Origin of the sequence: Flavobacterium magnesitis, assembly GCF_041729735.1 — a bacterium.
GTDB classification, from domain to species: domain Bacteria; phylum Bacteroidota; class Bacteroidia; order Flavobacteriales; family Flavobacteriaceae; genus Flavobacterium; species Flavobacterium magnesitis.
Genome location: NZ_JBCFQK010000014.1, coordinates 50,194 through 71,589 on the forward strand (window position 1 = coordinate 50,194; position 21,396 = coordinate 71,589).

A 21,396-nucleotide genomic window follows, 5' to 3' on the forward strand; every position below is an offset into this window, starting at 1 on the left:
ATACTAGAAAATCTTCTTTTCAAATTACGAATAAAAGAATTGAATCATACTTTGTATATTTGGAAAAAAATCAAAAGCACAATGAAATCAAAATTTTTACTTCTTCTTACTTTCTTAGTTGTATTAGTAGGCTGTAATTTTACCGAAAATATCGATGTTCAGCCAGATGGTTCAGGAACTTTTGCAATAGAAGTTGATGGAGGAGGTTTTTTGGCTATGGCCGGAGATAAGTTAGGGAATGAATTAGGTATGAAAAATAATGCCAAGGCAATAGATTCTACTTTTTCATTCAAACAAATTTTTGAAGAAAAGAAAGATAGTATCGCTAAGTTAGCTCCAGAACAGCAGGAAGCAATAAAAAAACTGGAAAATTTTGTGATGAAAATTAAAATGAATCCTGAAACCCAACAATTATTGTTTTCAATGAATACTCCGTTCAAGAAAGTAAATGATTTAGGAGGTTTGATGGAAGGTGTGTCGGCTCTGAAAGATTTAAAAGGAAAATCAGAAAAGAATAGCAATCCTGCGGCTATGTTGGAAGGAATGAATAATGCTCAGTTGTCTTTTAATTATGATGGGAAAAGCTTTGTTCGTAAAGCTATTGTTTCTAAAGAAGCACTTAGTAAAATAAATGCCGATTCAACTGGAATGGCTAAAATGATTTTTGCTTCGTCTAAATATACTTTGAGATATCATTTTCCAAAGGCTGTAAAATCAGTCTCTAATCCTGATGCGATGTTTAGCGCTGATAGAAAAACAATAACTGTTGAATATCCATTTACCGACTATTCCGAAAATCCGGAGAAGTTAAACCTGAATGTTGTTTTTGAATAGCTATAAGTTTTTTTAGACCGCAAATTACACAGATTTTCACAGATTTATTTGTGATAATTTGTGTAATTTGTGGTAAAAGACGCTTATTTGTTATGTAGCTGTGACTTTGTGGTAAAACAGGATATTTAATCGTATTTTTGCACTTCAAAGTAATGCAATGAACAAAATTATTCAATTTCAAGATTTAGGTACTAAAGATTACAAATCGACTTGGGAATACCAGGAAGAATTGTTTAAAGGTATTGTGGACTTGAAAATTAAAAACCGTAGAGAAGAAACCGAAATTCCAACACCAAATTATTTGCTTTTTGTAGAACATCCTCATGTTTATACCTTAGGGAAAAGTGGCGATTTAGAAAATTTGTTGCTGTCTGAAAAACAACTGGAAGCTAAGAATGCTACTTTCTACAAAATCAACCGTGGAGGTGATATTACCTATCACGGTCCTGGACAAATTGTAGGTTATCCAATTTTGGATTTAGATAATTTCTTTACTGATATTCATAAATATTTGCGTTTTTTGGAAGAAGCCATTATCCTAACTTTAGCCGAATATGGTGTCGAGTCTGGACGTAGCGATGGAGAAACAGGCGTTTGGCTTGGAGTAGGAACACCATTTGCCAGAAAAATTTGTGCAATGGGCGTACGTGCTTCACGCTGGGTAACCATGCACGGATTTGCCTTAAACGTCAATGCCGATTTGGGTTATTTTGATAATATCATTCCTTGTGGAATTCGTGGAAAAGCGGTGACTACTTTAAATGTCGAACTCGGTGTTGAAAAAGTAGATGAGGAAGAAGTGAAAGCAAAAATATTAAAACATCTTTCTCAATTATTTGAAGCTGAGTTTGTGGTTTAAACGCAAAGATCACAAAGTAGGCGCTAAGTTCGCAAAGCTTAAATGAACTTATTGAGTAAATAACGAATTAAGTTTTAGTAGTGAAGCTCTAAGAAAAACTTCTATGACTTCTATGTTTTAGAAAAAATCATAAATCTAAAACCAGTTGTTCCGGCAACAATCTAAAACTCATTCGGTGGTATTTTGTAGTGCCATATTTTTTTATCGCTTCGCGATGTTCTTTAGTGGGATAACCTTTGTTTTTTTTCCAATTGTACATTGGGAATTCTTCGTGAATTCGATTCATATATTCATCACGATAGGTTTTTGCCAGCACAGAAGCCGCAGCAATACTTAAATATTTAGAATCTCCTTTTATGATACTTTGATTTGGGATTGATTTTAGTAATTTGATTTCTTCAGCAGTGAATTGTTTTCCAGTGGTATTTTTTAGACCTAATTTGGCATTCAAACTTCTATTGCCATCCACGATAATGAATTCAGGAACTACATTTAATTTTAAAACTGATTCCTGCATGCCTTTCATTGAAGCATTCAGAATATTGATTTCGTCAATTTCATTTGGAAGCAAATGAGTAACGGCAAAAGTAACGGCTTGTTCTTCGATTATAGGGCGTAATTTTTCTCTAACTTTTTCAGAAAGTTGTTTGCTATCGTTTAAAATACAATTGTTAAAAGTAGGATAGAGAATAACGGCAGCGGCAGTAACTGGTCCGGCAAGACAACCGCGACCCGCTTCGTCGGTTCCTGCTTCAAGAATAAGTTGAGAAAAAGTAGAGGCAAGCATATAGAAATATTTTCGAAAAGCAAAGATTATAAAATTTTTAAGATAATAGTACGTTATTCTATAGTTTACTGGAAAAGAAGGAAGAATTAAGTTGTTTTTTTATATGTTTTTATCGTTTACCTTTGCCTCAATATTAGTTTTGAAATAGAATCCCAATTATATAGCTATTCCGAATGAGAATTCTCTTTTTTTTATATTTTTTAGTATTGCCTACATTGTTGTTCTCTCAAGTAGATTCAAGAGAAGAAGAGCCTAAAAGAAGTTTTTCGGACAGGTTAAAAGGGACAAATGATAAGGACAAGGATACTGCCCAAGTAGCGACAATTGATATGTACCGTTTTATCACTTTAGAAAGAGATACGACTTACTTAGATACCACGCTTACTATTGAAAGAGAATACAGTCACAATTATCTTAGGAAAGATCTTTTCGGGTTATTGGCTTTTCCAAATGAAGGACAACCTTACAATACACTTCAGTATAGTTTGACTAATTATTCGCCGTATCCAGAATTTGGTTTTAAAGGAAAGCAATTTAATTTTTTAGAAGCTAATCAAATTAGATATAGTTCTGTGGCTACTCCTATAACCGAATTGTTTTTTAAATCAACCATAGGAAGAGGACATTCGGTAGATTCATTTTTCACTTTGAATTTGGCGCCAAATTTGAATTTTTCTATTGCTTACAAAGGATTGCGTTCAGAAGGGAAATATATCAATCAATTTACAACTACAGGAAGTTTTAGGTTTACCTCTAGTTATCATACTCTTAATAAACGCTATCTTCTTAATGCACATTTTGTTTCTCAGGATGCGTTGAATGAAGAAAATGGCGGAATTACAAACATAGAAAATTTTGAAAGCGAAAACCCAGACTTCGCAAACAGACAGCGTTTACAGGTTTTTTTAACAGATGCCGAATCTTTTATAAGAGCAAAACGCATTTTTGTAGATCATGCTTTTAGAGTTAATCCAACGCAGGGTGCTAATAATTTATATGTAATGCATCAGTTGAATTATGAGAATAAATTCTTCGAATATTTTCAGCCTACATTGATCTCGGCAGTAGGAACACAAGCGGTTAATCGATTTGGAGATGCTATTATGACTTCAAATCTTAAGGATCAAACGCGTTACAATAAGATGTATAATAAAGCAGCTTTGAAGTACGAGAACACAACATTAGGAGAATTTCAGTTTTTTATTGATGATTTCCGAAGTAATTTTTATTACAATCGAATATTAATTAGAGACGATGGTGTTATTCCATCCACTTTATCCCGAAATATAAACAGTGTTGGAGGTCAATATGAATACCAAAAAAACAAGTGGCACGGGAAATTTTTACTTTCTAGATCCATTACAAATCAGTCATTATCTAATTTAGATGCTAAGTTGAATTATGATTTGAATGATGATTTCCAGTTTGTTTTTGGTTATCAAAATCTAAATAAATTGCCTAACGATAATTATAATTTGTACCAAAGTAATTATGTAGATTACAATTGGTCAAACAATTTTAAGAACGAAAAAATTAATGTAATTAGCGGAGATGCGGTAACACCTTGGTTTGAAGCTTCGTTGCAGTTGTCAACACTAACCGATCATTTGTATTTTGAAAATGTAGCAACCGATGAATTGCAGCAAATAGTTAGTCCCAATCAATATAGCGGAACTATTAATTATTTGTCTCTTAAATTAAATAAGGAAATTACTTTTGGGAAATTTGCATTGAATAATACTGTTTTGTATCAAAAAGTAGATCAGCAGGATGCTATATTGAATGTACCAGAATTAGTCACTCGTAATACCTTTTATTTTACTAGTTATTTCTTTAAAAGAGCCTTATTTCTTCAAACAGGAATTACTTTGAATTATTTTACTAATTATTTTGCTAACGATTATAATCCCGTTATTGGAGAATTTTTTATTCAAAATAAAAAAGAAATTGGAAATTATCCTAACCTTGATTTCTTTATCAATGCTAAAATTCAACGCACCAGAATTTATATAAAAGCCGAACATTTTAATGCAGCTTACACAGGAAATAATTACTATTCAGCACCTAATAATCCGTATCGCGATATGACTATTCGTTTTGGATTGATATGGAATTTCTTTAATTAGTTTTTAAAATTATGACTTTTACCGCCATTGATTTTGAAACCGCGACTGCTTTTCATCCTTGTTCTGTAGGGATTGTTACGGTTGAGAACGGAATTGTTGTAGATGAGTTTGTAACTTTAATCAAGCCGCCTAATAATTTGTATTCGTCATTTACCATTCAAGTGCATGGGATTTATCCAAGTGATACGGTAAGAGCTAAAAATTTCCTTCAAGTATTTCCCGAAATTCAAAAACGACTTCAAAATAGAGTGGTTGTAGCGCATAACGAGAGTTTTGACCGAAATGTTTTGGCGAAATCCATGGCATATTACGGTTTAGATTATACCGATTTGAATATTGCTTCAAGATGGGAATGTACCGTAAAAATTTATAAGGCCAAAGGTTTAAAACCTACCAAACTTAGTGATTGTTGTCGTGCGATGAATATTCAATTGAATCACCATGAAGCATTGTCCGATGCCAGAGCTTGTGCCCGTTTGTATCTTATGCAATAAAATTATATTCTAAAGTTTGTCATGTAAGTTTTTTCATTAAATTAGTGTATTCATTTTTTAAGTCTTTACAATGAAAGAAGATTTTTTACACTACCTCTGGAAATTCAAGAAGTTTGATACGCTAAATTTAAGAACTTCTAGTGACCAAGAAATTACCATCATTAATGTTGGTCAGTATTTAGAACAAGCTGGACCTGATTTTTTTAATGCTCAAATTATTATTGGAAACCAAAAATGGGCTGGGAATGTAGAAATTCATCTCAAATCTTCTGATTGGTATGTGCATCATCATGAAAAAGATACTGCTTACGAAAATGTGATTCTTCATGTAGTTTGGGAACACGATACTGAAGTTTTTAGAAAAAATAATACCGAAATTCCCGTTTTGGAACTCAAAAACTATGTTGAAAAAGAAGTTTTAGCAAATTATAAAAAGCTAATGTCTCCAAAATCATGGGTTTTTTGCGAAAAGCAATTAAGCAATTTAGATGATTTTGTTTTGAAAAATTGGCAGGAACGCTTGTTTTTTGAACGCTTAGAGCGGAAATCAAAAGCAATTTACGATTTGTTAGAACAAACCAATATGGATTGGGAAGCAGTATTGTTTTGTATGCTGGCTAAAAATTTTGGATTGAATACTAATGGTGAGACTTTTTCAAAAATTGCCAAATCAATTCCTTTTTCGATAATAAGAAAAGAAAGTTTTGAAGTCGAGAATTTAGAAGCACTTTTGTTTGGAAAAGCAGCTTTGTTAAATTCTGATAAAGAAGATAATTATTTCAAGGATTTAAAATTTAGGTATTTTTATCTGTTACACAAATACCAGTTAGAGCCAGAAACCGAAGGACAAGTGCAGTTTTTTAAACATCGTCCGGATAATTTCCCTACTATTCGACTTTCGCAATTGGCACATTTGTATCATTTGCATCAAAATTTATTTTCAAAGCTTAGTAGCATTTCTTCTATTGAGGCTGTGTACCAATTGTTTCAAGTGAGTACTTCTGCTTATTGGGAAACGCATTATCAATTTGATAAAGTAAGTCCGAAGAAGGTGAAAAAACTATCCAAATCTTTTGTGGATTTATTATTGATTAATACCATTATCCCTATTCAGTTTGCTTATGCTAAAAGTCTTGGAAAAGAAATTACCGATGATTTAATAGCTTTTTTAATAGCGGTTGCTCCTGAGAAAAATAGTATTATAGAGAAGTTTGGTTCTTTTGGAATAAAAGCTAATAATTCATTTGAAACCCAATCTCTATTGCAATTGAAAAACGAATATTGTAATGTGGAAAAATGTTTGGAATGTGCTATTGGAATGGAATTATTGAAAAACAGTTAAAATATAATTTTGTAATTTTACCCAACAACAAAATGAATCACAGAATGTCTGCTATTATTAAACTCAAGTTTTTTTTCGAAAAATACGGATTTCATGTTTCTTCACGCCTTGCTGATAAATTAGGAATGCGAGTAACAAGCGTCCGATTGTTTTTTATTTACATTTCGTTTGTAACCGTTGGACTCGGATTTGGTGTTTATTTGACATTGGCTTTTTGGATTCGGTTAAAGGATTTAATTAGGTCAAAACGTACATCAGTATTTGATTTGTAATTTTAAAATACAATAAAAAAGGGACTCTAAAATATTTTTAAGAGTCCCTTTTTTTGATTATAATAAGTTAATTATTTTGCTTTTTTGAAACTGTAGCCATAAACAAAAGCATGGATTACAGAGAAAAATAATGAAAAATAAAATAAATAAGTATCGTCTAAATTAGGGTCGCTATGGTGTATGAAAGCAATGACAACCAATATGAATACCATTCCTAATCCAGATCCCGAAACTGTTTTTTGATTTTTTAAACTGTACTGTCCTTTGTTTAAAGCACTATTTTTCATTCCGTAGAATAAGTATAAATCAAAACCAATCATCATCCAAACAATAAGTCTTATCCAGGTATCTAATGGTAAGAAGACCATCATAAACAAACAAACTACAACTCCGGCAATAGGAACAAAAGGAACAAAAGGAGTTCTAAAAGCTCTTGGTGCTTCGGGCATTTTTTTACGCATAATCAATACACCGAGACATACTAAAATAAAAGCAAATAAAGTACCGATACTAGTCATTTCGCCAACAACTCTTGCAGGAACAAAAGCAGCAAAAACACTTACTATTACCATGAATAATAAGTTATTTTTAGCAGGAGTTCTAAATTTTTCATGAACTTCTGAGAAAACTTTTGGAATCAAACCATCTCTACTCATCGAGAAAAATACACGGCTTTGGCCCATTAAAAGAACTAATATAACCGAAGAGTAACCACCTAAGATAGCTAGCAAAATAGCATTGTTTAACCATGGATAAGCGGGAGTAATCATTCCGTTTGCTCCAGTAGGTCCCATGGCTTCCACTGCAATAGCAACAGGAGCAATTCCGTCTTTTCCAGCAAAAGCCTGATAATTGATAACTCCTGTCATAACGTGAGCAAACAATATATATAATATGGTACAAATTGCTAATGATAATAAAATACCAATAGGCATGTCTCTTTTTGGATTTTTAGCTTCTTGTGCAGCAGTGGAAACGGCATCAAAACCAATGTAGGCAAAAAACACAATAGCGGCAGCTCTTATAATTCCGGAGAAACCAAACTCTCCAAATTTACCAGTATTTTCAGGGATATAAGGAGTATAATTTTCGGGTTTGATATATTGCCATCCAACAGCAATAAAAATTAATACAATAGAGACTTTTAATAAAACGATAATTCCGTTAAAAAAAGCAGATTCTTTAGTTCCTCTTATTAAAATTAACGATACAATCATTACAATAAATACGGCAGGAAGATTAATAATTCCGCCTTCAAATGGAGAAAGCATATATGAATCACTAAGATGAATTCCGTAGCCTTCTAATAATTTACCTAGATATCGTGACCAACTTATAGAAACCGTTGCAGCTCCTACAGCGTATTCGAGTACTAAATCCCAACCAATAATCCAAGCTATAAATTCTCCCATTGTTGCAAAGGAGTAGGTGTAAGCACTTCCTGCAACAGGAATCATTGAAGAAAATTCAGCGTAACACAAACCTGCAAAAATACAACCAAAAGCAGCAACCAAAAAAGAAATGGTTATGGCTGGGCCTGCATTTAATGAAGCAGCAAGACCGGTTATCGAGAATAATCCAGCTCCAATAATGGCTCCAATACCTAATGCAACTAGACCTGGAGCTGTTAGTGTTTTCTTTAATCCTTTTTCAGAATCTTCAGCTTCGGCTAAAAGTTGGTTCAATGGTTTTCTTCTCCAGATAGACATGGTTTTGTGTTTTAGGGTTATAATGTTTCAAAAGTATAGTTTTTTATGAAAAAATAATAATTATGTTCTTCTATTTGAGTAAAAACATTGAAATTATTTATAAATTTAGCTGGTGAGATTTAGCATAGAAAGTAATGAATTTAAAAATGTACAAAGATTATTTTCAATTTTCGAAAGAACAGCAAAGAGGAATTCTGGGACTGTTTCTAGTTATAATTGGAATACAGTTTGTTTCTTTTTTTGTTGATTTTAAAACTACTCCAAAAGTAGATTTAGAAGAACAAAAATGGCTTGCAATACATTCTGAAATCAATACGCTGGAAAACCAACAAAATCAGCATTCGTTTAAAATGTATCCTTTTAATCCTAATTTCATAACTGACTATAAAGGATATCAATTAGGAATGTCGGTTGCTGAGATAGATAAGTTGCACGCTTTTCGAAAAGAAAATAAATATGTCAATTCGGCTAAAGAGTTTCAAGTTGTAACTGGGGTTTCAGATTCTTTATTAGCTGCCATGGCTCCTTATTTTAAATTTCCAGACTGGGTTAAAAATAAATCAATGGCTAAGTCTGTTCTTTTTTCGAATACAAATTCAGCCTATTTTTCGAAAAAAGAGAAATTGGTTGTTAAGGATATTAATCAGGCTACTCAGGATGATTTAATTAAAATTTATGGAATAGGTGATGCTATTTCTAAGCGAATTTTAAAATTTAAAGAGAGTTTGGGCGGTTTTGTTTCTATGGAACAAATGAAAGACGTTTGGGGTTTGTCGCCTGAAGTTATTGAACAATTGAATACTAATTTTAAAGTGGGAGCTCTTCCCAATTTTAAAAAAATAGATATAAATAATGCTTCGGTGAAGGAATTAGCTCAGTTTCCGTATTTCAGATATAATTTGGCTAGAGAAATTGTAATTTACAGGAGTATGAATGGTGATATTAAAAATGCAAGCGATTTAACAAAAATTAAAGGAATGTCTATTGAAAATGCAAATATTATAGCCTTATATTTGGACTTTTAAAAAAAAGCCATAATGATGTATTTTGATTACAGTGAGACACAAAATATGATTGCTGAATCCATAAGGGATTTTGCCGAAAAAAATATAAGACCTTATATAATGGAATGGGATGAGGCTCAGACTTTTCCAGTTCATTTGTTTAAGCAATTGGGAGAAATGGGGTTTATGGGGGTTTTGGTTCCAGAAGAATTAGGTGGTTCAGGACTAGGCTATCATGAATACATTACTATTATAGAAGAAATTTCTAAAGTAGATCCTTCTATAGGTTTGTCGGTTGCGGCACATAATTCTTTGTGTACGAATCATATTTTGACTTTTGGAAACGAAGAACAAAAAAAGAAATGGATTCCTAAATTAGCAACAGGAGAACATATTGGAGCTTGGGGATTGACGGAACACAATACAGGATCAGATGCTGCGGGAATGAATACGACTGCAAAAAAAGATGGTGATTTTTGGATTGTTAACGGTGCGAAAAATTTTATTACTCATGCTATTTCTGGAGATATTTCGGTTGTAATTGTTCGAACTGGTGAAAAAGGAGATTCTAGAGGAATGACCGCTTTTGTTTTCGAAAAAGGAACGGCTGGATTTTCTTCTGGTAAAAAAGAGAATAAATTAGGCATGCGTGCAAGTGAAACTGCTGAATTGGTTTTTGATAATTGTCGAATTCCGGATTCGAATAGATTAGGAGAAGTAGGCGAAGGTTTTATTCAGGCCATGAAAATATTAGATGGCGGAAGAATTTCTATTGGAGCATTGTCTTTAGGAGTTGCAAAAGGAGCTTACGAAGCAGCTTTGAAATATTCGAAAGAAAGACATCAGTTTGGAAAAGCGATTTCTGAATTTCAGGGAATTTCGTTTAAATTAGTGGATATGGCTACAGAAATTGAAGCTTCAGAATTATTATTACATAAAGCGGCTTTCTTAAAGCAGCAACATCGTCCTGTGACTACTGCTGGAGCTATGGCTAAGATGTATGCTTCTGAAGTATGTGTAAAAGTAGCTAATGAAGCAGTCCAAATTCATGGTGGTTATGGTTTTACCAAAGATTTTCCAGTGGAAAAATTCTACAGAGATGCTAAGTTGTGTACTATTGGTGAAGGAACTACTGAAATTCAAAAAGTAGTGATTTCGAGAAATTTGTTGAAAGGATAGAAGTTGGGAGTAGGAAGTTAGAAGATGGAAGTTAATTGGTTTCCAATTTTTTGTTTTTTATATTATTTTCTTTCTTTTAAAATAATTTACAATTCATAACTCATAATTAATAATTAATAATTACTTTTGCAGCCTTAACGAGAGGAGGTGTCAAAATTATGTTAATTATACCAATTAAAGACGGAGAAAATATCGATAGAGCATTAAAGCGCTATAAAAGAAAATTTGATAAAACTGGAACAGTTCGTCAATTAAGAGCTCGTACAGCTTTCATTAAGCCGTCAGTTAAAAATAGAATGAAATTCCAAAAAGCGGCTTACATCCAAAACATGAAAGATAGTTTGGAGAGTTAGTAGTTTTCTTTTTGAAACAAATATAACCGTTAGTGGTCAGATTTTTTATAAATTTGATGCTAACGGTTTTTTTATGGCTACAAATTTAGAAGCATTTACAGATTATCTTCAGAAAGAGAAAAAATATTCTCCTCATACGCTTTGTGCTTATGTGAAGGATGTCTCTGATTTTCAACAATACAATGCTTTAAATTTTAATCAGCAAGATATTGTTTCGGTTGAGTATGTTCAAATCCGGTCTTGGGTTGTGTTTTTAGTCGAAGAGGGTTTGTCTGCGATTTCTGTGAATAGAAAAGTAGCTTCGTTAAAAGCGTTTTATAAATTTCTTTTAAAAATAAAACAAATAGAAGTCAATCCTTTGTTGAAGCATAGAGCTTTAAAAGTGTCTAAGAAAATTCAAATTCCTTTTTCGGAAAAAGAAATGAATCTTGTTTTAGAAAGTTTTCAAGTTGAGGAAGGATTTGAAGGAATTAGGGATAGGTTGTTAGTTGAATTATTGTATTCTACCGGAATTAGAAGGGCGGAATTGATTCATTTAAAACTAAATTCAGTTGATTTTTCTAATGGAAGCATTAAAGTTCTAGGGAAAAGAAATAAAGAACGTATTATTCCTGTCTTGTCGGTGGTTTTAGAACAAATGCGTTTGTATCTTAAGGAGAGAAGTGATTTGGAGGTTGTTAAAGATGAAGCTTATTTTTTTTTGACAAAAAAAGGGTTAAAATTGAGTGAATCTTTTGTCTATCGTTTAATAAATTCTTACTTTAGTAAAGTCTCCGAAAAGGTAAAGAGAAGTCCGCACATGTTAAGGCATACGTTTGCTACTCATTTATTGAATAATGGAGCCGATTTGAATTCAGTTAAAGAGTTGTTAGGGCATTCTAGTTTGGCTTCAACACAGGTTTATACTCATAATAGTTTATCAGAGTTAAAAAAAGTCTATGTTGGTTCGCATCCTAGAGGTGGTAATGATTCTAAAGTTTAACCATAAAAAATATTGATTATGAAGGTAAATGTTCACGCTGTTAACTTTACAGTTGATGGGAAACTAGTAGATTTTGTTCAAGGGAGAATGGATAAGTTGGAAAAATACTACGATAGGGTGGTTTCTTCAGATGTCTATTTAAAAGTAGAAAATATAAGTGAAAAAGAAAATAAAATCGTTGAGATGAAGGTAAATGTGCCTGGAGATGATTTTGTGGTTAAAAAACAGTGTAAAACTTTTGAAGAAGCCGTAGAGTTATCGGCGGAATCATTGGAGCGTTTGCTAGTAAAAAGGAAAGAAAAGATAAGAACACATATATAATTGAAATTTTTTTCAAAAAATGTTTTGATTGAAAGATAAAATCTATACATTTGCAGTCCGTTAGAAATAGCGGACTTTTTTATTGATACTGCCAGCGTAGCTCAGTTGGCTAGAGCAGCTGATTTGTAATCAGCAGGTCGTGGGTTCGAGTCCCTCCGCCGGCTCTAAAAAAAAGCAGTAGTGTTGTGTTTAAATTTGGTCAAATACAATATTGAAAATAAAAAAGAGGGGAGATACTCAAGCGGCCAACGAGGGCAGACTGTAAATCTGCTGTGTGAACTTCGCAGGTTCGAATCCTGCTCTCCCCACGAAAAAAGAAGTTTGGATTTATGTGATGGTTTTTAAGTTTTAATTTGAATTCTAAATCGTAAATCTAAAAAGAACTCTCTGCCGGTGTAGCTCAGGGGTAGAGTGCTTCCTTGGTAAGGAAGAGGTCTCGGGTTCAATTCCCGACATTGGCTCAATTAAAAAATTTTGAACACTAATAAATTAATAAAGATTAAAATCTAAGTAAAATGGCAAAAGAAACCTTTAATCGTTCGAAACCGCACTTAAACATTGGTACAATCGGACACGTAGATCACGGAAAAACTACATTAACTGCTGCAATAACTAAAGTGTTATCTGATGCTGGTTACTGTCAAGCAAAATCTTTTGATCAAATTGATAATGCTCCTGAAGAAAAAGAAAGAGGTATTACAATTAATACATCTCACGTAGAGTATGAAACTGCTAACCGTCACTACGCTCACGTTGACTGTCCAGGTCACGCGGATTACGTAAAAAACATGGTTACTGGTGCTGCTCAAATGGATGGTGCTATCTTAGTGGTTGCTGCTACAGATGGTCCAATGCCACAAACTCGTGAGCATATCCTTTTAGGACGTCAGGTAGGTATTCCAAGAATGGTTGTATTCATGAATAAAGTGGATATGGTTGATGACGCTGAGTTGTTGGAATTAGTAGAAATGGAAATTAGAGACTTATTGTCTTTCTATGAGTATGATGGTGACAACTGTCCAGTTATTCAAGGTTCTGCTTTAGGTGGATTGAATAATGATGCTGCTTGGGTTCCTAAAATTCTTGAATTGATGGAAGCTGTTGATGCTTGGATCGAAGAGCCAGTACGTGATACTGAAAAACCTTTCTTGATGCCAGTTGAAGATGTATTTACAATTACAGGTCGTGGAACTGTTGCTACAGGTCGTATCGAAACTGGAGTTGCTAATACTGGAGATGCTGTTGAAATCATCGGTATGGGTGCTGATAAATTAACTTCTACTATTACTGGAGTTGAGATGTTCCGTAAAATCCTTGATAGAGGTGAAGCTGGAGATAACGTTGGTTTGTTATTGAGAGGTGTTGCTAAAGAAGATATCAAAAGAGGAATGGTTATCATTAAGCCAGGATCTGTTAAGCCACACGCTACTTTTAAAGCTGAGGTTTATATCTTGAAAAAAGAAGAAGGTGGTCGTCATACACCATTCCATAATAACTACCGTCCACAGTTCTACGTACGTACAACTGACGTAACAGGAGTTATTACTTTACCAGAAGGTGTAGAGATGGTAATGCCAGGTGACAACTTAACAATCAATGTTGCTTTGTTAAGCCCAATCGCAATGAGTGTTGGATTACGTTTTGCTATCCGTGAAGGTGGTAGAACTGTAGGTGCAGGTCAGGTAACTGAGATTGTAGCTTAATTCTAGAATAATAAAATTTTTAAAACCAGTAACTACTTCGGTTGTTACTGGTTTTTATACGGGCGTAGTTCAAGGGTAGAATAGCGGTCTCCAAAACCGTTGATGGGGGTTCGAATCCCTCCGCCCGTGCAATAAAAAATATATCACAATGGCAAAAATTGTTAATTACATATCAGAAGCATTTGAAGAATTGAAGTCAAATGTAACTTGGCCAGAATGGGCTGAGGTGCAGCGTCTAACAATTGTTGTGGCTGTTTTTTCAGTACTATTTGCTTTGGCTACATGGGGAGTTGATGAGTTTTTTGCAAAAGCATTAGCAGGATTTTTTAACTGGATAAAAGCGTAGTTTTTATTATGGCAGATAGTAATGTTAAAAAGTGGTATGTTGTTCGGGCAGTAAGTGGACAAGAGAACAAAGTTAAGGCTTATATAGAAACAGAAATTTCTAGATTAGGAATGGCTGATTATGTGTCTCAAGTTCTTGTTCCTACTGAAAAAGTAGTATCTGTAAAGGATGGGAAAAAATTAGTTAAGGAAAAAGTATATTTTCCTGGCTATGTTATGATAGAAGCAAATTTAGTTGGTGAGATTCCTCATATCATTAAATCGGTAACTAGTGTTATTGGTTTTTTAGGAGAAACTAAAGGAGGTGAACCAGTTCCGCTTAGACTTTCAGAAGTAAATAGAATGCTTGGTAAGGTTGATGAGTTAGCTGTTAATACAGATACAAAATCAATCCCATTCAACTTAGGTGAAACTATTAAGGTTATTGATGGGCCTTTCAACGGTTTCAACGGTACGGTTGAAAAAATCAATGAAGAAAAGCGTAAACTTGAAGTTATGGTTAAGATTTTCGGAAGAAAAACACCATTAGAATTAAGTTTTATGCAAGTAGAAAAAGTATAATTTTCGTTACACTATAATAATCACTTCAATTGCTTCCGTAAATTGTTGTGTTAAATTTTTTAAAAAATGGCTAAAGAAATTAGTAAGGTAGTTAAACTACAAGTTAAGGGAGGTGCTGCGAATCCGTCGCCACCGGTTGGACCTGCTTTAGGAGCTGCTGGGGTTAATATCATGGAGTTCTGTAAGCAATTTAATGCTAGAACACAAGATAAACCTGGCAAAATATGCCCAGTACAAATTACTGTGTATAAAGACAAATCATTCGATTTTGTTGTTAAGACTCCTCCTGCAGCAGTTCAGTTATTGGAAGCTGCAAAGCTAAAATCTGGTTCAGGTGAGCCTAATCGTAAAAAAGTAGCTAGTGTTACTTGGGAACAAATTAGAGCTATTGCTGAAGACAAGATGCCAGACTTAAATGCTTTCACAATTGAGAAAGCTATGAGTATGGTTGCTGGAACAGCTAGATCTATGGGTATAACTGTATCAGGAGACGCTCCTTTTTAATTAAGAGAAAGACATGGCAAAATTGACAAAAAAGCAAAAAGAGGCTGCTTCAAAAATTGAAAAGAACAAATTATATTCTTTAAAAGATGCTGCTGCATTAATTAAAGTTATTGCTTCTGCAAAATTTGATGAGTCTGTTGATATCGCAGTACGTTTGGGTGTAGATCCAAGAAAAGCGAATCAAATGGTTAGAGGTGTGGTAACATTACCTCATGGAACTGGTAAAGATGTAAAAGTATTAGCATTAGTTACTCCAGATAAAGAAGCGGAAGCTAAAGAAGCTGGTGCAGACTATGTAGGTCTTGATGAATATTTACAAAAAATTAAAGACGGTTGGACAGATGTTGATGTAATTATCACAATGCCAGCTGTAATGGGTAAATTAGGTCCATTAGGTCGTATTTTAGGACCTAGAGGTTTAATGCCTAACCCTAAAACAGGTACAGTAACTATGGATGTTGCTAAAGCTGTTGCAGAGGTGAAAGCTGGTAAAATTGACTTTAAAGTTGATAAAACTGGTATCGTACATGCAGGAATTGGTAAAGTTTCTTTTGGAGCGGAGCAAATTTATGACAATGCACACGAAATTATTCAAACATTAATCAAACTTAAGCCAACTGCTGCTAAAGGTACCTACATTAAAGGTATTCACCTTACAAGCACAATGAGTCCTGCTATTGCATTGGATCCAAAAGCAGTATAATTGGTAGTTAAAAATTTTTAGTATGACTAGAGAAGAAAAATCAATCGCGATTGAAGATTTAACTGCACAGTTAGCTGGTACAAATATTATTTATGTATCTGATATTTCTGGACTTGATGCAGAGGCAACTTCAAACCTAAGAAGAGCTTGTTTTAAAGCAGGTATTAAATTAGAAGTTGTAAAAAACACTTTGCTTGCTAAAGCAATGGAAGCTTCTGATAATGATTATGGTGATTTACCTTCAGTATTGACTGGTAATAGTGCTATTCTTATTGCAGATGTTGCTAATGCGCCTGGAAAAGTTATAAAAGACTTTAGAAAGAAAGCTGCAAAACCTGTTTTAAAAGGAGCTTATATTAATTCTGAGATTTATATTGGTGATGATCAATTAGATGCATTAGCAACTATTAAATCTAAAGAAGAGCTTATTGGAGAACTTATTGGATTGTTGCAATCTCCAGCACAAAGAATTATTTCTGCTTTACAAAACAAATTCGCTGGTAGCGAAGAAGAAGTTGAAGCATAATAATCAAGGCAGGGAATTTTATTTCCTTGTTAATTAAATTAGCGCACAATAATAAATTATATTTTACAAATCATTTTAAAAGATAGAAAAAATGGCAGATTTGAAACAATTCGCAGAACAATTAGTTAACTTAACAGTTAAAGAAGTTAACGAATTAGCAACAATATTAAAAGACGAGTATGGTATCGAGCCTGCTGCTGCAGCTGTAGTAGTTGCTGCTGGTGGTGGTGAAGGTGCTGCTGAAGAAGCTCAAACTGAATTTACAGTTGTATTGAAAGAAGCTGGTGCTTCTAAATTAGCTGTAGTGAAAATGGTTAAAGAATTAACTGGTTTAGGTCTTAAAGAAGCTAAAGATATCGTAGACGGAGCTCCATCTAACATTAAAGAAGGTGTTTCTAAAGATGAGGCTGAAGGTCTTAAAAAATCATTAGAAGAAGCTGGAGCTGTAGTTGAGCTTAAATAAGTTTACTCAGTTTTAAGAACTAGGTTTAGGTCTTGAGTTTAATCACTCAATGCCTAAACCATTTTTCGTATAATAAAATAGAACAATTTTATTATAATATAAAGTTTAAAATACGAAAAAGTTTTTGATCAATACGAAGAAAAAAAATGGAAGCGAATTGATGTCGTTTTATTTTTAAAGATGTATTGATTACAAAAAGAAAGTATAAATTAAACAATGTGTTTTACACAAAAAACTACTTTTTTTTAATCAAAATTTTGTCCATTGATGATAACAAATCAGACTGAAAGATTGAATTTTGCCTCTACAAAAAATATACCTCAGTATCCAGATTTCTTGGATGTTCAGGTTAAATCTTTTCAAGATTTTTTTCAATTAGAAACTAAATCAGACGAAAGAGGCAACGAAGGGTTATACAACACCTTCATGGAAAACTTTCCAATTACAGATACAAGAAATAACTTTGTATTGGAATTCCTGGATTACTTTGTTGACCCACCACGTTATACAATTCAAGAATGTATAGAAAGAGGTCTAACGCATAGTGTACCTTTAAAAGCAAGGTTAAAACTATATTGTACTGACCCAGAACACGAAGATTTTGAAACTATTGTTCAGGATGTATATCTTGGTACAATTCCTTACATGACTCCAAGTGGAACTTTTGTTATTAATGGTGCTGAACGTGTTGTTGTTTCTCAGCTTCACAGATCTCCAGGTGTTTTCTTCGGACAATCATTCCACGCAAATGGAACCAAATTATATTCTGCTAGAGTAATTCCTTTTAAAGGATCCTGGATAGAATTTTCTACTGATATCAATAGCGTTATGTACGCTTATATCGATAGAAAGAAAAAATTACCTGTAACCACTTTATTCCGTGCAATTGGTTTCGAAAGAGATAAGGATATCCTTGAAATCTTTGACCTTGCAGAAGAAATTAAAGTATCTAAAACAGGACTTAAAAAATATATCGGTAGAAAATTAGCTGCTCGTGTATTAAATACATGGCATGAGGATTTCGTAGATGAAGATACTGGTGAAGTAGTTTCTATCGAACGTAACGAGATTATCCTTGATCGTGATACTATTATCGATAAAGATAATGTTGAAGAAATCATTGATTCTAACGTTAAATCTATTTTGTTGCATAAAGAAGATGCTAATCAGGCTGATTACGCTATCATTCATAATACATTACAAAAAGATCCAACAAACTCTGAAAAAGAAGCTGTTGAGCATATCTACAGACAATTGCGTAACGCAGAACCGCCTGATGAAGAAACTGCTCGTGGTATTATAGATAAATTATTCTTCTCTGACCAACGTTACAACTTAGGTGAAGTAGGTCGTTATAGAATGAACAAAAAACTTGGTTTAGATATCCCAATGGAAAAGCAAGTGCTTACCAAAGAAGATATCATAACTATCGTGAAGTATTTAATTGAGTTGATAAACGCGAAAGCAGATATTGATGATATTGACCACTTATCAAACCGTCGTGTGAGAACAGTTGGAGAACAATTGTCTCAACAATTCGGTGTTGGTTTAGCACGTATGGCAAGAACTATTCGTGAGAGAATGAACGTTAGAGATAACGAGGTGTTTACACCAATTGATTTGATTAATGCTAAAACATTATCATCAGTTATCAACTCTTTCTTTGGAACAAACCAGTTGTCTCAATTCATGGATCAAACGAATCCATTAGCTGAGATTACACACAAAAGAAGATTATCTGCACTTGGACCAGGTGGACTTTCGAGAGAGAGAGCTGGATTTGAGGTTCGTGACGTTCACTATACACACTACGGACGTTTATGTCCTATTGAAACTCCAGAGGGACCAAACATTGGTTTGATTTCATCTCTTGGTGTTTATGCTAAAGTTAACGGAATGGGATTCATTGAAACTCCTTACCGTAAAGTAACTAATGGTGTAGTTGATTTGGTTTCTGAGGCGACTTACTTAAGTGCTGAAGAAGAAGAAGGAAAATTGATTGCTCAGGCAAACATTGAGATGGACAATACTGGAAAAATCACAGCTGAAAACGTAATTGCGCGTGAAGAAGGTGATTTCCCTGTTGTTGATCCTTCTAAAGTAGATTATACTGACGTTGCACCTAACCAAATTGCTTCTATTTCTGCATCTTTGATTCCTTTCTTGGAGCATGATGATGCGAATAGAGCCTTGATGGGATCTAACATGATGCGTCAGGCGGTTCCTTTGATCCGTCCTGAAGCTCCGATTGTTGGAACTGGTTTAGAGCGTCAGGTAGCTTCTGATTCTAGAGTATTAATTAATGCTGAAGGGCATGGTACTGTAGAATATGTAGATGCTAATATCATTACTATTAAATACGATCGTTCTGAGGAAGAAAGAATGGTAAGTTTTGATGCTGATGAAAAAACGTACAATTTAATTAAATTTAGAAAAACCAATCAAGGAACAAGTATCAACTTGAAACCTATCGTAAGAAAAGGTGACAGAGTGATTCCTGGTCAAGTATTATCAGAAGGATATGCTACTGAAAATGGTGAATTAGCTTTAGGTAGAAACTTAAAAGTTGCGTTCATGCCATGGAAAGGATACAACTTCGAGGATGCGATTGTAATTTCTGAAAAAGTAGTTCGTGATGATATCTTTACTTCAATCCACGTAGATGATTACTCATTAGAGGTAAGAGATACTAAATTAGGTAACGAAGAATTAACGAATGATATTCCTAACGTTTCTGAAGAGGCTACTAAAGACTTAGATGAAAACGGTATGATTAGAATTGGTGCCGAGGTTAAACCTGGTGATATTTTAATTGGAAAAATTACACCAAAAGGAGAATCTGATCCAACTCCGGAAGAGAAATTGCTTCGTGCAATCTTTGGGGATAAAGCTGGTGATGTAAAAGATGCTTCATTAAAAGCTTCTCCATCTTTACACGGTGTAGTTTTAGATAAAAAATTATTTGCAAGAGCTGTAAAAGATAAACGCAAACGTACTCAGGACAAAGATGCTTTAGGAGCACTTGAAATGGAGTTTGAAGTTAAATTTACAGAGTTAAAAGACAAGTTAATTGAAAAACTTTTCTTGATTGTAAACGGAAAAACATCACAAGGTGTAATGAATGATTTGGGTGAAGAAGTTTTACCAAAAGGTAAAAAATACACTCAAAAAATGCTTTACGCTGTTGAAGATTTTGCTCACTTAAGCAAAGGTCAATGGGTAGCTGATGATGCAACTAATAAAATGGTGAATGATTTGATTCATAACTATAAAATTAAGTTGAACGATTTACAAGGAGCGTTAAGAAGAGAGAAATTCACGATTACTGTTGGAGATGAATTGCCATCAGGAATTTTGAAATTAGCTAAAGTTTATATCGCTAAGAAACGTAAGTTGAAAGTAGGGGATAAGATGGCGGGACGTCACGGTAACAAAGGTATTGTTGCAAGAATCGTTCGTCATGAAGATATGCCTTTCCTTGAAGACGGAACACCAGTTGATATCGTGTTGAACCCACTTGGGGTACCTTCTCGTATGAACATTGGTCAAATTTATGAAACTGTTCTTGGATGGGCTGGACAAAAATTAGGTAGAAAATATGCTACTCCAATTTTTGATGGTGCTTCACTTGACCAAATTAATGAATTGACTGACGAAGCTGGAATTCCACGTTTTGGACATACACATCTTTATGATGGTGGTACAGGAGAGCGTTTCCATCAAGCAGCAACTGTGGGTGTAATTTACATGTTGAAATTAGGACACATGGTTGATGATAAGATGCACGCACGTTCTATCGGTCCATACTCGTTGATTACACAACAACCACTTGGAGGTAAAGCTCAATTTGGAGGTCAGCGTTTTGGAGAGATGGAGGTTTGGGCACTTGAGGCTTATGGAGCTTCTAGTACACTTCGTGAAATCTTAACAGTTAAATCTGATGACGTAATTGGTAGAGCTAAAACTTACGAAGCTATCGTAAAAGGTGAAACTATGCCAGAACCAGGATTACCAGAATCATTCAATGTATTGATGCATGAATTGAAAGGTCTTGGATTAGACATTAGATTAGAAGAGTAATATTCAGTATTCAGTGTTCAGCTTTTAGTGGTCAGTTTCTAACTGAAAACTCAAAAACTGAATACTGAACACTTTTTTTTAATTAGTTTTCAGGATTTATACCCGTAAACCGTTCCGATTTTTTAGAAAACTAAATTAGTTTTTTAATTAGCACTTCAAATAGTCGTTTGAAGTTTAGAGAAGTAACCCGAGGTAATAGGTAATGCAAAAAGCAGCATCTAAAATCAATTTTTAATTGCAAATAAATCA

Annotated in this window: 21 protein-coding genes and 4 tRNA genes; 23 read left to right on the top strand and 2 right to left on the bottom strand. The window is 33.8% G+C overall.

Annotation, left to right across the window (positions count from 1 at the left end):
* The first annotated feature begins 81 nt into the window (after positions 1-81).
* Both AAGV33_RS10690 and lipB read left to right on the top strand, forming a co-directional pair.
* Complete coding sequence (locus AAGV33_RS10690; RefSeq protein ID WP_373392015.1) at positions 82-834, top strand: hypothetical protein; 753 nt, start codon at positions 82-84, stop codon at positions 832-834.
* Between the two features lie 157 nt (positions 835-991).
* On the top strand, positions 992-1,693 hold the full coding sequence (lipB, locus tag AAGV33_RS10695; protein ID WP_373392016.1) for a lipoyl(octanoyl) transferase LipB: 702 nt from the start codon (positions 992-994) through the stop codon (positions 1,691-1,693).
* Between the two features lie 127 nt (positions 1,694-1,820).
* Here the strand turns inward: lipB and AAGV33_RS10700 are convergent, their stop codons facing one another.
* Positions 1,821-2,480 carry a ribonuclease HII gene (locus AAGV33_RS10700; RefSeq protein ID WP_373392017.1) on the bottom strand — a complete coding sequence of 220 codons (660 nt, stop codon included), beginning with the start codon at positions 2,478-2,480 and terminating at the stop codon, positions 1,821-1,823.
* Between the two features lie 173 nt (positions 2,481-2,653).
* On the opposite strand from AAGV33_RS10700, the gene AAGV33_RS10705 reads away from it, so the two are divergent.
* The 4 genes from AAGV33_RS10705 to AAGV33_RS10720 all read left to right on the top strand — a co-directional run bounded on the left by AAGV33_RS10705 (position 2,654) and on the right by AAGV33_RS10720 (position 6,714).
* Complete coding sequence (locus tag AAGV33_RS10705) at positions 2,654-4,606, top strand: putative porin (RefSeq protein WP_373392018.1); 1,953 nt, start codon at positions 2,654-2,656, stop codon at positions 4,604-4,606.
* An 11-nt stretch (positions 4,607-4,617) separates the two neighbouring features.
* Positions 4,618-5,100, top strand: coding sequence for a 3'-5' exonuclease (locus tag AAGV33_RS10710; RefSeq protein WP_373392019.1), 483 nt, complete (start codon positions 4,618-4,620; stop codon positions 5,098-5,100).
* A gap of 70 nt (positions 5,101-5,170) precedes the next feature.
* Positions 5,171-6,442, top strand: a complete 1,272-nt coding sequence (locus tag AAGV33_RS10715; protein ID WP_373392020.1) for a DUF2851 family protein — start codon at positions 5,171-5,173, stop codon at positions 6,440-6,442.
* Between the two features lie 44 nt (positions 6,443-6,486).
* A complete protein-coding gene (locus AAGV33_RS10720) occupies positions 6,487-6,714 on the top strand; it encodes a PspC domain-containing protein (RefSeq protein WP_373392021.1) in 228 nt (75 codons plus the stop codon).
* Between the two features lie 71 nt (positions 6,715-6,785).
* Here AAGV33_RS10720 and AAGV33_RS10725 read toward each other — a convergent pair whose 3' ends face one another.
* A complete protein-coding gene (locus AAGV33_RS10725) occupies positions 6,786-8,423 on the bottom strand; it encodes an amino acid permease (protein WP_373392022.1) in 1,638 nt (545 codons plus the stop codon).
* A 146-nt stretch (positions 8,424-8,569) separates the two neighbouring features.
* On the opposite strand from AAGV33_RS10725, the gene AAGV33_RS10730 reads away from it, so the two are divergent.
* From AAGV33_RS10730 to rpoB, 17 genes are all read left to right on the top strand, one after another.
* Complete coding sequence (locus AAGV33_RS10730; protein ID WP_373392023.1) at positions 8,570-9,448, top strand: ComEA family DNA-binding protein; 879 nt, start codon at positions 8,570-8,572, stop codon at positions 9,446-9,448.
* Positions 9,449-9,463: 15 nt separating this feature from the next.
* Entirely contained in the window at positions 9,464-10,606 is a 1,143-nt protein-coding gene (locus AAGV33_RS10735) for an acyl-CoA dehydrogenase family protein (protein WP_373392056.1), read from the top strand.
* Positions 10,607-10,764: 158 nt separating this feature from the next.
* Positions 10,765-10,959, top strand: coding sequence for a 30S ribosomal protein S21 (gene rpsU / locus AAGV33_RS10740; RefSeq protein WP_320891370.1), 195 nt, complete (start codon positions 10,765-10,767; stop codon positions 10,957-10,959).
* A gap of 73 nt (positions 10,960-11,032) precedes the next feature.
* Positions 11,033-11,941, top strand: coding sequence for a tyrosine-type recombinase/integrase (locus AAGV33_RS10745; RefSeq protein ID WP_373392024.1), 909 nt, complete (start codon positions 11,033-11,035; stop codon positions 11,939-11,941).
* 18 nt (positions 11,942-11,959) lie between these two features.
* Positions 11,960-12,262 carry a ribosome hibernation-promoting factor, HPF/YfiA family gene (gene hpf, locus AAGV33_RS10750; protein ID WP_373392025.1) on the top strand — a complete coding sequence of 101 codons (303 nt, stop codon included), beginning with the start codon at positions 11,960-11,962 and terminating at the stop codon, positions 12,260-12,262.
* 90 nt (positions 12,263-12,352) lie between these two features.
* Positions 12,353-12,426 (top strand) — tRNA-Thr (locus AAGV33_RS10755).
* A gap of 63 nt (positions 12,427-12,489) precedes the next feature.
* Positions 12,490-12,570 (top strand) — tRNA-Tyr (locus AAGV33_RS10760).
* Positions 12,571-12,651: 81 nt separating this feature from the next.
* Positions 12,652-12,723: transfer RNA gene (locus tag AAGV33_RS10765), tRNA-Thr, on the top strand.
* Positions 12,724-12,777: 54 nt separating this feature from the next.
* The gene (gene tuf, locus AAGV33_RS10770; RefSeq protein WP_373392026.1) at positions 12,778-13,965 is read left to right on the top strand and encodes an elongation factor Tu; all 1,188 of its coding nucleotides are present in this window, start codon (positions 12,778-12,780) and stop codon (positions 13,963-13,965) included.
* A 58-nt stretch (positions 13,966-14,023) separates the two neighbouring features.
* Positions 14,024-14,094 (top strand) — tRNA-Trp (locus AAGV33_RS10775).
* Positions 14,095-14,113: 19 nt separating this feature from the next.
* Complete coding sequence (gene secE / locus AAGV33_RS10780; protein WP_373392027.1) at positions 14,114-14,311, top strand: preprotein translocase subunit SecE; 198 nt, start codon at positions 14,114-14,116, stop codon at positions 14,309-14,311.
* A gap of 8 nt (positions 14,312-14,319) precedes the next feature.
* Positions 14,320-14,871 carry a transcription termination/antitermination protein NusG gene (gene nusG / locus AAGV33_RS10785; RefSeq protein WP_373392028.1) on the top strand — a complete coding sequence of 184 codons (552 nt, stop codon included), beginning with the start codon at positions 14,320-14,322 and terminating at the stop codon, positions 14,869-14,871.
* A gap of 66 nt (positions 14,872-14,937) precedes the next feature.
* On the top strand, positions 14,938-15,375 hold the full coding sequence (gene rplK, locus AAGV33_RS10790) for a 50S ribosomal protein L11 (protein ID WP_066324992.1): 438 nt from the start codon (positions 14,938-14,940) through the stop codon (positions 15,373-15,375).
* A gap of 13 nt (positions 15,376-15,388) precedes the next feature.
* Positions 15,389-16,078 (top strand): 50S ribosomal protein L1, encoded by a 690-nt coding sequence (gene rplA / locus AAGV33_RS10795; protein WP_073240943.1) that lies wholly within the window; start codon positions 15,389-15,391, stop codon positions 16,076-16,078.
* Positions 16,079-16,100: 22 nt separating this feature from the next.
* Positions 16,101-16,604: a 50S ribosomal protein L10 gene (gene rplJ / locus AAGV33_RS10800; RefSeq protein WP_373392029.1), complete on the top strand. Its 504-nt coding sequence runs from the start codon at positions 16,101-16,103 to the stop codon at positions 16,602-16,604.
* 91 nt (positions 16,605-16,695) lie between these two features.
* The gene (rplL, locus tag AAGV33_RS10805) at positions 16,696-17,067 is read left to right on the top strand and encodes a 50S ribosomal protein L7/L12 (RefSeq protein WP_373392030.1); all 372 of its coding nucleotides are present in this window, start codon (positions 16,696-16,698) and stop codon (positions 17,065-17,067) included.
* Positions 17,068-17,334: 267 nt separating this feature from the next.
* Positions 17,335-21,147 (top strand): DNA-directed RNA polymerase subunit beta, encoded by a 3,813-nt coding sequence (rpoB, locus tag AAGV33_RS10810; RefSeq protein WP_373392031.1) that lies wholly within the window; start codon positions 17,335-17,337, stop codon positions 21,145-21,147.
* The last annotated feature ends 249 nt before the right edge of the window (positions 21,148-21,396 follow it).

Coding starts and splice junctions, on each gene's coding strand:
- AAGV33_RS10690 (WP_373392015.1), top strand. CDS start 82: ATGAAATCAAAATTTTTACTTCTTCTTACTTTCTTAGTTGTATTAGTA.
- lipB (WP_373392016.1), top strand. CDS start 992: ATGAACAAAATTATTCAATTTCAAGATTTAGGTACTAAAGATTACAAA.
- AAGV33_RS10700 (WP_373392017.1), bottom strand. CDS start 2,480: ATGCTTGCCTCTACTTTTTCTCAACTTATTCTTGAAGCAGGAACCGAC.
- AAGV33_RS10705 (WP_373392018.1), top strand. CDS start 2,654: ATGAGAATTCTCTTTTTTTTATATTTTTTAGTATTGCCTACATTGTTG.
- AAGV33_RS10710 (WP_373392019.1), top strand. CDS start 4,618: ATGACTTTTACCGCCATTGATTTTGAAACCGCGACTGCTTTTCATCCT.
- AAGV33_RS10715 (WP_373392020.1), top strand. CDS start 5,171: ATGAAAGAAGATTTTTTACACTACCTCTGGAAATTCAAGAAGTTTGAT.
- AAGV33_RS10720 (WP_373392021.1), top strand. CDS start 6,487: ATGTCTGCTATTATTAAACTCAAGTTTTTTTTCGAAAAATACGGATTT.
- AAGV33_RS10725 (WP_373392022.1), bottom strand. CDS start 8,423: ATGTCTATCTGGAGAAGAAAACCATTGAACCAACTTTTAGCCGAAGCT.
- AAGV33_RS10730 (WP_373392023.1), top strand. CDS start 8,570: ATGTACAAAGATTATTTTCAATTTTCGAAAGAACAGCAAAGAGGAATT.
- AAGV33_RS10735 (WP_373392056.1), top strand. CDS start 9,464: ATGTATTTTGATTACAGTGAGACACAAAATATGATTGCTGAATCCATA.
- rpsU (WP_320891370.1), top strand. CDS start 10,765: ATGTTAATTATACCAATTAAAGACGGAGAAAATATCGATAGAGCATTA.
- AAGV33_RS10745 (WP_373392024.1), top strand. CDS start 11,033: ATGGCTACAAATTTAGAAGCATTTACAGATTATCTTCAGAAAGAGAAA.
- hpf (WP_373392025.1), top strand. CDS start 11,960: ATGAAGGTAAATGTTCACGCTGTTAACTTTACAGTTGATGGGAAACTA.
- tuf (WP_373392026.1), top strand. CDS start 12,778: ATGGCAAAAGAAACCTTTAATCGTTCGAAACCGCACTTAAACATTGGT.
- secE (WP_373392027.1), top strand. CDS start 14,114: ATGGCAAAAATTGTTAATTACATATCAGAAGCATTTGAAGAATTGAAG.
- nusG (WP_373392028.1), top strand. CDS start 14,320: ATGGCAGATAGTAATGTTAAAAAGTGGTATGTTGTTCGGGCAGTAAGT.
- rplK (WP_066324992.1), top strand. CDS start 14,938: ATGGCTAAAGAAATTAGTAAGGTAGTTAAACTACAAGTTAAGGGAGGT.
- rplA (WP_073240943.1), top strand. CDS start 15,389: ATGGCAAAATTGACAAAAAAGCAAAAAGAGGCTGCTTCAAAAATTGAA.
- rplJ (WP_373392029.1), top strand. CDS start 16,101: ATGACTAGAGAAGAAAAATCAATCGCGATTGAAGATTTAACTGCACAG.
- rplL (WP_373392030.1), top strand. CDS start 16,696: ATGGCAGATTTGAAACAATTCGCAGAACAATTAGTTAACTTAACAGTT.
- rpoB (WP_373392031.1), top strand. CDS start 17,335: ATGATAACAAATCAGACTGAAAGATTGAATTTTGCCTCTACAAAAAAT.